This window comes from Pseudomonas sp. P4_B4, from assembly GCF_056402255.1.
This window is the reverse complement of the sequence record NZ_JBFUHS010000021.1, coordinates 80114-92386: the sequence shown is the minus strand read 5'-3', so window position 1 is coordinate 92386 and position 12273 is coordinate 80114. Positions and strand designations below refer to the sequence as shown.

Here is a 12273-nt window from a genome sequence, read left to right as displayed (position 1 = left end):
CATGCGCTGGATCCTGTTGATGGTGTTAAGCGTCAGTCTGCCGGCCCTGGCCGATCTCGAATACTCACTCAAGCCCCGGCAGATCGCCCAGGACACCTGGCTGCTGGAAGGCAGCACGGATAATTTCGCCAAGGCCAACGGCGGCAACATCGTCAATACCGCGTTCATCGTCACCGAACGCGGAGTGGTGGTGATCGACACCGGGCCGTCCCGGCGGTACGGCGAAGCGATGCGCAAGGCCATTGCCGCCACTACCGACAAGCCGGTGATCGAGGTCTTGCTGACCCATCACCACCCGGACCATGTGCTGGGCAACCAAGCTTTCAGCGACGTGCCGATTGGCGCCCTGGCCGGCACCACCGAGCTGCTGCAACAGCAAGGCGATGCCATGGCCGAGAATATGTACCGGATGGTTGGCGACTGGATGCGTGGCACCGAAGTGGTGCTGCCCACGCAGACGCTGACACCCGGCGTGAAAAGTTTTGGGAATCACGATCTGCGTCTGCTGAGCCTGGGTGGGCATACGGGCGCGGATCTGGCTATTCTCGACCAGCAAACCGGCGTGTTGTTTGCCGGGGACCTGGTGTTTTATCAGCGGGCGCTGACCACGCCCAACAGTCCAGGGCTGTCGGTGTGGCTGGCGGACATCGCGACCCTGCAAGGCTTGCCCTGGACGCTGGTCGTACCGGGCCATGGGCCGGTGTCGAGCGATCCACAACCCTTCGAGCAAATGCGCGATTACCTGACCTGGCTCGATCAGCTGATGCGCGACGGCGCCGCCAATGGCAGCGACATGGCCGAGATGATCCGCAGCCCCATCCCCGAACGCTTCGCCGGGATCAACCTGAGCCGTTATGAACTGATCCGCAGCATCAGTCATTTGTACCCGCGTTACGAGCGCGAGCGGATGACGCGGGTGGATTCCAACGCAAATAACTGACCCACCCCGATCTAATGTGGGAGCGGCGGTGCGACGATTCGACTTGCTCGCGAAGGCGGAGTGTCAGGCGACATCGATGTCGAATGTGCCGGCCTCTTCGCGAGCAAGCCCGCTCCCACAGGGGACTTTCATCAGGCACAAAATCCGCTGCTCATCTCCTCCCACCCTGTACCAAGGAACTAGCAATCTCCTCATTGCGGGCAATTGTTGCCAGGGCGGCGGCGCCCAAGAATCTGCACCAGACCGGGAAAATTTCCCGGGCATAACAAAAACTGCAGAGGAAGCCGTCATGACCCAACCCGCACGTCGCCAGCCCTTCGTCTTGAGCCTGCTGCTCAGTGCCATGCTGTTGTCCGGCCAGGCATTGGCCGGGGTTTCCGACCAGGACATTCTCCAGGACCCGAAGAACCCGGAACAGGTCGTGACCAACGGCCTCGGCGTTCAGGGGCAGCGCTACAGCCCGCTGGATATTCTCAACGTCGACAACGTCAAGGAGCTGCGCCCGGCCTGGGCGTTTTCCTTTGGCGGTGAAAAACAGCGTGGCCAGCAAGCGCAGCCGATGGTCAAGGACGGCGTGATGTACATGACCGGTTCCTACTCCCGGGTGTTCGCCGTGGATGCACGCACCGGCAAGAAACTCTGGCAATACGATGCACGCCTGCCCGATGACATCCGCCCCTGCTGCGACGTGATCAACCGTGGCGTCGCGCTGTATGGCGACCTGGTGATTTTCGGCACCCTCGACGCCAAGCTCGTGGCGTTGAACAAGGACACCGGCAAGGTGGTGTGGAGCAAGAAAGTCGCCGACCACAAGGAAGGCTACTCGATCAGCGCCGCGCCGCTGGTGATCAACGGCAAGCTGATTACCGGCGTGGCCGGCGGCGAGTTCGGCGTGGTGGGCAAGATCGAGGCCTACGACCCGAAAAACGGTGATCTGCTGTGGACCCGGCCGACGGTCGAAGGCCATATGGGCTACGTCTACAAGGATGGCAAAGCGGTGGAAAACGGCATCTCCGGCGGCGAGGCGGGCAAGACCTGGCCGGGCGATCTCTGGAAAACCGGCGGCGCGGCCCCTTGGCTGGGCGGCTATTACGACCCGGAAACCAACCTGCTGCTGTTCGGTACCGGCAACCCGGCACCGTGGAACTCGCACCTGCGCCCTGGCGACAACCTCTACTCCTCATCGCGCCTGGCGCTCAACCCGGACGACGGCACCATCAAGTGGCACTTCCAGAGCACGCCCCACGACGGTTGGGACTACGACGGCGTGAACGAGCTGGTGTCGTTCAACTACAGCGAAGGCGGCAAGGAGATCAAGGCGGCGGCCACTGCCGACCGTAACGGTTTCTTCTACGTACTGGATCGTACCAACGGCAAATTCATCCGTGGCTTCCCGTTCGTGGACAAGATCACCTGGGCCACCGGCCTGGATAAGAACGGCCGGCCGATCTACAACGAAGCCAGCCGTCCCGGCGCCCCGGGATCCGAAGTCAAGGGCAGCTCGGTCTTCGTAGCGCCGGCGTTCCTCGGCGCGAAAAACTGGATGCCGATGGCTTACAACCAGGACACCGGGCTGTTCTATGTGCCGTCCAACGAATGGGGCATGGACATCTGGAACGAAGGCATCGCCTACAAGAAAGGCGCGGCATTCCTCGGCGCCGGCTTCACCATCAAGCCGTTGAACGAAGACTACATCGGTGTGCTGCGGGCCATCGATCCGAAAACCGGCAAGGAAGTCTGGCGCCACAAGAACTACGCGCCGCTGTGGGGCGGGGTGCTGACCACCAAGGGCAACCTGGTGTTCACCGGCACACCTGAAGGCTTCCTGCAGGCTTTCAACGCCAAGACCGGCGAAAAGGTCTGGGAGTTCCAGACCGGTTCCGGCGTGCTCGGCTCGCCCATCACCTGGGAAATGGACGGCGAACAGTACGTCTCGGTGCTCTCCGGCTGGGGCGGCGCGGTACCGCTGTGGGGCGGCGAAGTGGCCAAGCGCATCAAGGACTTCAACCAGGGCGGCATGCTCTGGACCTTCAAGCTGCCCAAGGACCTCGTCGCCAAGCACTGATCCCTTGTGGGAGCGGGCTTGCATGCTGACCGACCCGCCGCCTTCGCGAGCAAGCCCGCTCCCACATTAGGTTGTGTGAAATCTACGACCAAATAACGAGAGCCCCTCCTGCCAACGATGCATTCGTCTGGCACGCGGGGCTCTCTAGTATCGGCTCATCGCCTGTCAGTACGACAGGCATCGACCCAGACAGAGGCCTACCATGATCTACGCACAACCCGGAACCCCAGGCGCCGTCATTACCTTCAAACCGCGCTACGGCAACTTCATCGGTGGCGAGTTCGTTGCCCCGATCAATGGCGAGTACTTCACCAACACCTCGCCGGTCAACGGTGAAGTGATCGCCGAATTCCCGCGCTCCAGCGCCGCCGACATCGACAAGGCCCTCGACGCCGCGCATGCCGCAGCGGATGCCTGGGGCAAGACCTCGGCCCAGGACCGCTCCCTGGTGCTGCTGAAAATCGCTGACCGCATCGAGCAGAACCTAGAGGTGCTGGCCGTCACCGAAACCTGGGACAACGGCAAGGCCGTGCGCGAAACCCTGAACGCCGACGTGCCGCTGGCGGCCGACCACTTCCGTTACTTCGCCGGCTGCATCCGCGCCCAGGAAGGCGGGGCTGCGGAGATCAATGAGTTGACCACGGCCTATCACTTCCATGAGCCCCTGGGCGTGGTCGGGCAGATCATTCCGTGGAACTTCCCACTGCTGATGGCCGCCTGGAAACTCGCCCCGGCCCTCGCTGCAGGCAACTGCATCGTACTCAAGCCTGCCGAGCAAACGCCGCTGTCGATCATGGTCTTCGCCGAGCTCATCGCCGACCTGCTGCCAGCGGGCGTGCTGAACATCGTCCAGGGCTTCGGTCGCGAAGCTGGCGAGGCCTTGGCCACCAGCAAGCGCATCGCCAAGATCGCCTTCACCGGCTCGACCCCGGTGGGCGCGCACATCATGCATTGCGCCGCCGAGAACATCATTCCGAGCACCGTGGAACTGGGCGGCAAATCGCCGAACATCTTCTTCGAAGACATCATGAATGCGGAACCGGCGTTCATCGAAAAAGCCGCCGAAGGCCTGGTGCTGGCGTTCTTCAACCAGGGCGAAGTCTGCACCTGCCCGTCCCGGGCGCTGGTCCAGGAGTCGATCTACGAGCCGTTCATGGCCGAGGTGATGAAGAAGATCGTCAAGATCAAGCGCGGCAACCCGCTGGACACCGAGACCATGGTCGGCGCCCAGGCGTCCGAGCAGCAATACGACAAGATCCTCTCGTACCTGACCATTGCCCAGGAGGAGGGCGCCGAGCTGCTCACCGGCGGCGCGGCCGAACGTCTGGAGGGCGACCTGTCCAGCGGTTACTACATCCAGCCGACCCTGCTCAAGGGCCACAACAAGATGCGTGTGTTCCAGGAAGAAATCTTCGGCCCGGTGGTGGGTATCACCACCTTTAAGGACGAAGCCGAAGCCCTGGCGATTGCCAACGACAGCGAGTTCGGCCTCGGCGCCGGCCTCTGGACCCGCGACATCAATCGCGCCTACCGCATGGGCCGGGCGATCAAGGCCGGGCGCGTGTGGACCAACTGCTACCACCTGTACCCGGCGCACGCGGCGTTCGGTGGCTACAAGAAGTCCGGCGTCGGTCGGGAGAATCACAAGATGATGCTCGATCACTACCAACAGACCAAAAACCTGCTGGTGAGCTACGACATCAATCCGCTGGGGTTCTTCTGATTCCTTAAACACGACGCATAACCTGTGGGAGCGGGCTTGCTCCCACATGGGTATGTGGGGTTCCGGAAATTTGCGCAACACCCCCTACCAAATCACCCCGCAAACTCCTTCGAAAGTAGCATTCGGGCCCTCATCGCGCCGTGCATTAATGGCTCTACCGGAATCACCCGGGCACAAGAAGAGGAATGACCCATGTGGACTAAACCCGCGTTTACCGATCTGCGCATTGGCTTCGAAGTGACGATGTATTTCGCCAATCGTTGATTGACCACCCGGCCAGCCGATGCGTTGGCCGGGCCTGCCTTCTGGAGCATCCGCCATGCACATCCGCGTTCTCGGTTCCGCCGCTGGCGGTGGTTTTCCACAGTGGAATTGCAACTGCCGCCAGTGCGCCGGTGTGCGCCATGGCAGCCTGCGGGCACAGCGCCGTACGCAGTCGTCGATTGCCCTGAGTGACGACGGTGTGGAGTGGGTGCTGTGCAACGCGTCACCGGACATTCGCGCGCAACTCGAGAGTTTTGCGCCACTGCAACCGGCGCGGCGCCTGCGTGACAGCGCCATCGCCGGCATCGTGCTGCTGGACAGCCAGATCGACCATTGCACCGGTTTGCTCAGCCTGCGCGAAGGCTGTCCGCATGCGGTGTGGTGCACCGAGCGCGTGCATCAGGACCTGAGCAGTGGTTTCCCGTTGTTCAACATGCTTGAGCATTGGAACGGCGGATTGCAATGGCAACCGGTCGGCCTCGATCGCCAGCCGTTCAGCATCCCGGCCTGCGAGTATTTGCAATTTCGCGGGATTCCCCTGGTGAGCAACGCACCGCCGTATTCGCCTAATCGCGGCAACCCGCAACCGGGCGACACCATTGGCTTGTTCATTGAAGACCTGCGCAACGGTGCTTCGCTGTTCTATGCACCGGGCCTTGGCCGGATCGACGATGAAGTGCTGGGCTGGATGCAGCGTGCCGATTGCCTGCTGCTGGACGGCACCCTGTGGCGCGACGACGAGATGCGTATCTGCGAAGTCGGCCAGAGCCTGGGCAGCGAAATGGGGCACCTCCCACAAAGCGGCCCCGGCGGGATGCTTGAAGTGCTGGAGGGTTTCAACCGCCAGCGCAAGGTACTGATCCACATCAACAACACCAATCCGATCCTTGATGAAGACTCGGCCGAGCGGGCGCTGCTGGAACGGCGGGGGATCGAGGTGGCTTACGACGGCATGAGTATTGAGCTGTAGCGAAGGACGCCTTCGCGGGCAAGTCGGATCGCCGCACCGCCGCTCCCACAGGGTTTGGTGTTTGCCGCGAATCCATTGTGGGAGCGGGCTTGCCCGCGAAGAGGCCGGACCAGACGCCGCAGAACTTCCCGGAGAACCGCAATGACTGACAATGCAATGACCCCCAGTGAATTCGAAGCCGCCCTGCGTGCCAAGGGCGCCTACTACCACATCCATCATCCCTTCCACCAAGCCATGTACGCCGGCCGCGCCAGCCGCGAGCAGATCCAGGGCTGGGTCGCCAATCGCTTCTATTATCAGGTCAACATCCCCCTGAAGGACGCCGCGATTCTCGCCAACTGCCCGGACCGCGACGTGCGCCGGGAGTGGCTGCAACGGATTCTCGACCACGACGGCGTCCCCGGCAGCGAGGGCGGTATCGAAGCCTGGCTGCGACTGGGCGAAGCGGTGGGGCTGGATCGCGAGCAGATTTTGTCCCAGGAATTGGTGCTGCCCGGCGTGCGATTTGCCGTGGACGCCTACGTCAATTTCGCCCGTCGCGCCTGCTGGCAGGAAGCGGCCAGCAGTTCGCTGACCGAACTCTTTGCGCCACAGATCCATCAATCGCGACTCGATGCCTGGCCGACCCATTACCCGTGGATCGACGCTGCTGGCTACGACTATTTCCGCACGCGCCTGAGCCAGGCGCGGCGCGATGTCGAGCATGGCTTGCGCATCACCCTGGCGCACTACGTGACGGCCCAGGGGCAACAACGCATGCTGGAGATCCTGCAGTTCAAGCTCGACGTGCTGTGGAGCATGCTCGATGCCATGAGCATGGCCTACGAGCTTGCGCGCCCGCCGTATCACACGGTCACCGGCGACAACGTCTGGCATCGGGGGATCGCCCTGTGAGCCTGATCGATCGCCAGCAGTCACCGGCCTTGCGTCGCGGTTTTCGTCTGCAATGGGAGCCCCGTCAGGACTGCCATGTGCTGCTGTACCCCGAAGGCATGATCAAGCTCAACGCCAGTGCCGGACAAATTCTCGCCCTGGTGGATGGCCAGCGCAGCGTGGCGGCGATCATTGATCGATTGAGCGCGAATTTTCCCGGGGTACCGGGGATCGACGAAGACGTGCTGGCGTTTCTGGAGGTGGCCCATGCGCAATTCTGGATCGAGTGAGACGCTGCCCGGACCGCCGTTGTGGCTGCTCGCCGAGCTGACCTACCGCTGTCCGCTGCAATGCCCGTATTGCTCCAATCCATTGGATTTTGCCCGGCACGGCGAGGAGCTGAGCACGGAAGAATGGATTCGCGTATTCCGCGAAGCGCGGGACATGGGCGCCGCGCAACTGGGGTTTTCCGGCGGCGAGCCGTTGGTTCGCCAGGACCTTGCCGAACTGATCAAGGCTGCCCGGGACATGGGCTACTACACCAACCTGATCACCTCCGGCATCGGCCTGACCGAGCAGAAGGTGCGCGACTTCAAGGTGGCCGGGCTGGACCATATCCAGATCAGCTTCCAGGCCGCCGACGAAGCGGTGAACAACATGCTCGCCGGTTCGCGCAAGGCCTTTGCGCAGAAACTCGCCATGGCCCGAGCGGTGAAAGCCCAGGGCTATCCGATGGTGCTGAACTTCGTCACCCATCGGCACAACATCGACCGGATCGCGCAGATCATCGAGTTGTGCCTGGAGCTGGAAGCGGATTTCGTCGAATTGGCCACCTGCCAGTTCTATGGCTGGGCCGAACTCAACCGCGTCGGTCTGTTGCCCACCCGCGAGCAATTGCAGCGTGCCGAGCGCATCACCAATGAGTACCGCGAACGCCTTGAAGCCCAGGGCCACCCGTGCAAGTTGATCTTCGTCACCCCGGACTACTACGAGGAACGTCCCAAGACCTGCATGAACGGCTGGGCCAACCTGTTTCTCGACATCACTCCCGACGGCACGGCCTTGCCTTGCCACAGCGCCCGGCAATTGCCGGTGCAGTTTCCCAACGTGCGCGAGCACAGCCTCTCGCACATTTGGAACGACTCGTTCGGCTTCAATCGTTTTCGCGGCGATGACTGGATGAAGGAGCCATGCCGCTCCTGCGATGAAAAACACAAGGACCTGGGCGGCTGCCGCTGTCAGGCCTTCATGCTGACTGGCGATGCCAGCAATGCCGACCCGGTGTGCAGCAAGTCGCCCCACCACGGCGTGATCCTCAAGGCCCGCGAAGAAGCGGAGGCGCCGGGGTTGGGGATGGAGCATCTGACGCTGCGTAACGCGAAGGCTTCGCAGCTGATTTATCGCGGCTAGTCTGGCGACACATATCCCCTGTGGGATCGCCGCACCGCCGCTCCCACAGGGGATCTGCGGAGAGTTCGAATGTGAGTACACCCCAGGCAGTGCTACCCATTGGTCTGATTGCATTCACAGCTGGATGGTTTAGTGTGGTTTCTACCTTCCAAAACAATAAAAACAGGCTTTCCAATGAGCCAGAGTCTCAACCAGCTGCGCAAATTCGTTTCCCCTGAAATCATCTTCGGTGCCGGTAGCCGGCACAGTGTCGGCAATTACGCCAAGACCTTTGGCGCACGCAAGGTCCTGGTGGTCAGTGACCCCGGTGTGATTGCCGCTGGCTGGGTCGCCGATGTCGAGGCCAGCCTGCAAGCGCTGGGCATCCAGTATTGCCTGTACTCCGATGTCTCGCCCAACCCACGGGTTGAAGAGGTGATGCTCGGCGCCGAGATGTACCGGGAAAACCACTGCGACGTGATCGTCGCCGTCGGTGGCGGCAGCCCGATGGACTGCGGCAAAGGCATCGGCATCGTCGTCGCCCATGGCCGCAGCATTCTCGATTTCGAGGGCGTGGACACCATCCGCGTGCCCAGCCCGCCGCTGATCCTGATTCCGACCACTGCCGGCACCTCGGCCGACGTCTCGCAATTCGTGATCATTTCCAACCAGCAGGAACGCATGAAGTTCTCCATCGTCAGCAAGGCCGTGGTGCCGGACGTTTCGCTGATCGACCCGGAAACCACCCTGAGCATGGACCCGTTCCTGTCGGCCTGTACCGGCATCGACGCCTTGGTGCATGCCATCGAAGCCTTCGTGTCCACCGGCCACGGGCCACTGACCGACCCCCATGCGCTGGAGGCGATGCGCCTGATCAATGGCAACCTGGTGCAAATGATCGCCAACCCGACCGACATCGCCCTGCGCGAGAAGATCATGCTCGGCAGCATGCAGGCCGGGCTGGCGTTTTCCAACGCCATCCTCGGTGCGGTGCATGCCATGTCCCACAGCCTCGGCGGCTTTCTCGATCTGCCCCACGGCCTGTGCAACGCGGTACTCGTCGAACACGTGGTGGCCTTCAATTACAACTCGGCACCGGAGCGCTTCAAGGTGATCGCCGAGACTTTCGGCATCGACTGCCGAGGCCTGAATCACCGGCAGATCTGCGGGCGCCTGGTCGAACACCTGATCGCCCTCAAGCACGCCATCGGCTTTCACGAAACCCTCGGTTTGCATGGCGTCAGGACCTCGGACATTCCGTTCCTGTCGCAGCATGCGATGCACGACCCGTGCATCCTGACCAACCCGCGCGAATCCAGCCAGCGTGATGTCGAGGTCGTCTATGGCGAAGCCCTCTGACGAGCAACAACGGGCCCTGGCCGGACTGCTGGGGCTGGGCAGCCATTCGGCGCGCAAGAGTCATTACCCGGAACTGGCCGCGCGCCTGGACGATCTGGAAGCCGAGCGTAACCGCTACAAGTGGCTGTTCGAAAACGCGGTGCACGGGATCTTCCAGGCCAGCCTGCACGATGGCATGCGCGCCGCCAACCCGGCGCTGGCACGCATGCTCGGCTACCAGGACCCGCAGGAGGTGCTGTTCTCCCTGACTGACCTGGCCAGCACCCTGTTCGTCGACGGCGCGCAGGAGCTGGAAACCATCGGTGAAATCCTCCGGCACCAGCGCAGCCTGCACGGCTATGAAACCCGCTTGCGGCGCAAGGACGGCAGTCACCTGGATGTATTGATGAACCTGCTGCTCAAGCCCGGCCAGGAAGGCCTGGTGGAAGGGTTCGTCTCCGATATCACCGAGCGCAAGCTGGCCCAGCGGCGCCTGCAGCAACTCAATGACGAACTGGAGCAGCGCGTCGTCGCGCGCACCGATGAGTTGCTCGAGGCCAACCGTAACCTTCAGCAGCAGATCACCCAGCGTAAACAGATCGCCCGGGCCTTGCGCGACGCCCGCGATGCCGCCGAGGCCGCCAATCACAGCAAGGACAAATACCTCGCCGCCGCCAGCCACGACCTGCTGCAACCGCTGAACGCCGCGCGGTTGCTGATTTCGACCTTGCGCGAACGCAAATTGCCGGAAGCCGAACAGCTGCTGGTGGAACGCACTCACCAGGCCCTGGAAGGAGCCGAAGACCTGCTGACGGATCTGCTCGACATTTCCCGGCTCGATCAGGCCGCGGTCAAGCCGGACATCGCCTCGTACCGCCTCGACGAACTGCTCGGGCCGCTGGTGTCGGAGTTCCAGTCCGTCGCCCAGGCGGCCGGCTTGAACCTGCGGGTGCGCATGGCCGATTGCGCCATCAGCACCGACTTGCGCCTGATGACGCGGATCCTGCGCAACTTCCTCAGCAATGCCTGCCGCTACACCGATGAAGGCAGCATCCTGCTGGGGGCAAGGCGTCGGGGCGAGATGTTGCGCCTGGAGGTCTGGGACACCGGGCGTGGCATCGCCGCCGACCGGCTCGATTCGATCTTCCTCGAGTTCAACCAACTGGACGTCGGCCGCGCCGCCGACCGCAAGGGCGTGGGTCTGGGGCTGGCGATTGTCGAGCGCATCGCCAAGATCCTTGGCTATAAGATCGGCGTGTACTCGTTGCCGGGGCGGGGTTCGATGTTCAGCATCGAGGTGCCGATATCCGACGAGGTTCCGTTACCCGTGAGCCAGGTGGTGCCACAACCGGGCACCGGCAACCCGCTGCCGGGCCGCCGTTTACTGGTGATCGACAACGAAGTGAGCATTCTCGAAAGCATGAGCGCGTTGCTCGGGCAGTGGGGCTGCGAGGTTCTGGTCGCCACCGATGAAGCGGCTGCGCTGGCGGCGCTACGCGGGCAGGCGCCGGAACTGATTCTCGCCGACTATCACCTCGATCACGGGGTGGTTGGCTGTGATGTGGTGCGACATTTGCGCGAGCATTTCCACCAGGACATTCCAGCGGTGATCATTACCGCCGACCGCACCGATCATTGTCGGCGTGCGTTGCAGCGGCTCAACGCACCCTTGCTGAACAAACCGGTGAAGCCCGGCAAATTGCGAGCGGTGTTGAGTCAACTGTTGGGGGCATCTGCCTGAAGCGGCCGATACTGCAGGGTGAAGCCCAGTTCGGTGGCTTGACCCTGCTCCAGCAATCGCAACCCCGGCCGACCGGGCAGGTGGTGCGCGTTGACCGGGTGGCTCACCGGTTCGATACAGAAAAAACCCAGGCCCACGGGGCAGTAGAGCAGGTAGTAATCGCTGCCGGTGGCCTGGCAGTCGAGCGTGTACCCAAGATCCGCTTGCTCGATCAGGCAGTGGCCGTTCCATTCGCAAAAACCGTTGTCTACCAGCGATTCGGGCAATGCCTTCGGTTGCTGGAAATCCCACTCGACCGGCAACGCGCTGAGTTCAGTCGGCAGTTTTGCCCCGTCGCACAACCACACATGCCGGGCGGGCGCCTGTAGTCGGGTGTTCGCGGTGCGCGGCAGATACGGATGCAATCCCAGGCCATGCCACGCAGCGTGTTCAGCCAGGTGCGTGACGTGCATTTCGATGCTCAGCTTGCCCGCGCTCAAATGGAAACGTTGCCGGGCGCGATAAGCGAAGGGGGTTGTGCTGTCGAGTTGCAAGACCACTTCATTTTCCGACCGGGAAACCACCTCCCACGGCTGCTGCCAGGCGCTGCCGTGAATCGGCAGGGGATCGGTGAGGCTGTTGGGCGCCAACGCCAGCCAACCATCGGGACAATCGAAACCGCCATCGGCGATGCGGTTGGACCAGGGGATCAAGGGAAAGCAGCCGAGTTTGCCGGGCAAGCCGGTGTTCAGGGCGTACTCATCGGCGTGTCGCAGCAAGGGCTGGCCGGTGCTGCGCACGGTCCAGTTGACGATGCTGGCGCCGAGTTCCGGGGCGAGGGTGAGGTGGGTGAGTTCGTCTTTGAGTTCGATCAGAGTTAGCGACATGTTGACCTGCCATGTGATTTTTTGAGACTTGCACCGTTCCCTGTGGCGAGGGGGCTTTTGTGGCGGGGGGGCTTGTCGGATCGCCGCACCGCCCCGTTCGGCTG

At 62.6% G+C, this 12273-nt stretch carries 11 protein-coding genes; 10 read left to right on the top strand and 1 reads right to left on the bottom strand.

All coding sequences use genetic code 11. From position 1 onward, the window contains the following. The first annotated feature begins 1 nt into the window (after nt 1). From AC1DVE_RS20970 to AC1DVE_RS20925, 10 genes are all read left to right on the top strand, one after another. Nucleotides 2-940, top strand: a complete 939-nt coding sequence (locus tag AC1DVE_RS20970; RefSeq protein ID WP_223533915.1) for a quinoprotein relay system zinc metallohydrolase 1 — start codon at nt 2-4, stop codon at nt 938-940. 289 nt (nt 941-1229) lie between these two features. Then, nucleotides 1230-3005: a PQQ-dependent methanol/ethanol family dehydrogenase gene (locus AC1DVE_RS20965; protein WP_110661132.1), complete on the top strand. Its 1776-nt coding sequence runs from the start codon at nt 1230-1232 to the stop codon at nt 3003-3005. 202 nt (nt 3006-3207) lie between these two features. Then, nucleotides 3208-4728, top strand: coding sequence for an acetaldehyde dehydrogenase ExaC (gene exaC, locus AC1DVE_RS20960; RefSeq protein ID WP_046037291.1), 1521 nt, complete (start codon nt 3208-3210; stop codon nt 4726-4728). Between the two features lie 192 nt (nt 4729-4920). Further along, nucleotides 4921-4992, top strand: a complete 72-nt coding sequence (gene pqqA, locus AC1DVE_RS20955; RefSeq protein WP_003253598.1) for a pyrroloquinoline quinone precursor peptide PqqA — start codon at nt 4921-4923, stop codon at nt 4990-4992. 55 nt (nt 4993-5047) lie between these two features. Continuing rightward, a complete protein-coding gene (gene pqqB / locus AC1DVE_RS20950) occupies nt 5048-5962 on the top strand; it encodes a pyrroloquinoline quinone biosynthesis protein PqqB (protein ID WP_223461801.1) in 915 nt (304 codons plus the stop codon). Nucleotides 5963-6103: 141 nt separating this feature from the next. Beyond that, a complete protein-coding gene (gene pqqC / locus AC1DVE_RS20945; protein WP_223461803.1) occupies nt 6104-6856 on the top strand; it encodes a pyrroloquinoline-quinone synthase PqqC in 753 nt (250 codons plus the stop codon). Beyond that, nucleotides 6853-7125, top strand: coding sequence for a pyrroloquinoline quinone biosynthesis peptide chaperone PqqD (pqqD, locus tag AC1DVE_RS20940; RefSeq protein WP_223461805.1), 273 nt, complete (start codon nt 6853-6855; stop codon nt 7123-7125). The genes pqqC and pqqD overlap by 4 nt, the downstream gene beginning before the upstream one ends. Next, nucleotides 7103-8245 carry a pyrroloquinoline quinone biosynthesis protein PqqE gene (gene pqqE / locus AC1DVE_RS20935; protein WP_223461807.1) on the top strand — a complete coding sequence of 381 codons (1143 nt, stop codon included), beginning with the start codon at nt 7103-7105 and terminating at the stop codon, nt 8243-8245. The genes pqqD and pqqE overlap by 23 nt, the downstream gene beginning before the upstream one ends. A 174-nt stretch (nt 8246-8419) precedes the next feature. Beyond that, nucleotides 8420-9583, top strand: a complete 1164-nt coding sequence (gene ercA / locus AC1DVE_RS20930; RefSeq protein WP_223461809.1) for an alcohol dehydrogenase-like regulatory protein ErcA — start codon at nt 8420-8422, stop codon at nt 9581-9583. Further along, a complete protein-coding gene (locus AC1DVE_RS20925; RefSeq protein WP_223461811.1) occupies nt 9567-11303 on the top strand; it encodes a PAS domain-containing hybrid sensor histidine kinase/response regulator in 1737 nt (578 codons plus the stop codon). Before ercA ends, AC1DVE_RS20925 begins: the two co-directional genes overlap by 17 nt. On the opposite strand, the gene AC1DVE_RS20920 is transcribed toward AC1DVE_RS20925, so the two are convergent. Beyond that, nucleotides 11279-12169: an aldose 1-epimerase gene (locus AC1DVE_RS20920; RefSeq protein WP_477784162.1), complete on the bottom strand. Its 891-nt coding sequence runs from the start codon at nt 12167-12169 to the stop codon at nt 11279-11281. The genes AC1DVE_RS20925 and AC1DVE_RS20920 overlap by 25 nt on opposite strands. Nucleotides 12170-12273: the final 104 nt, after the last annotated feature.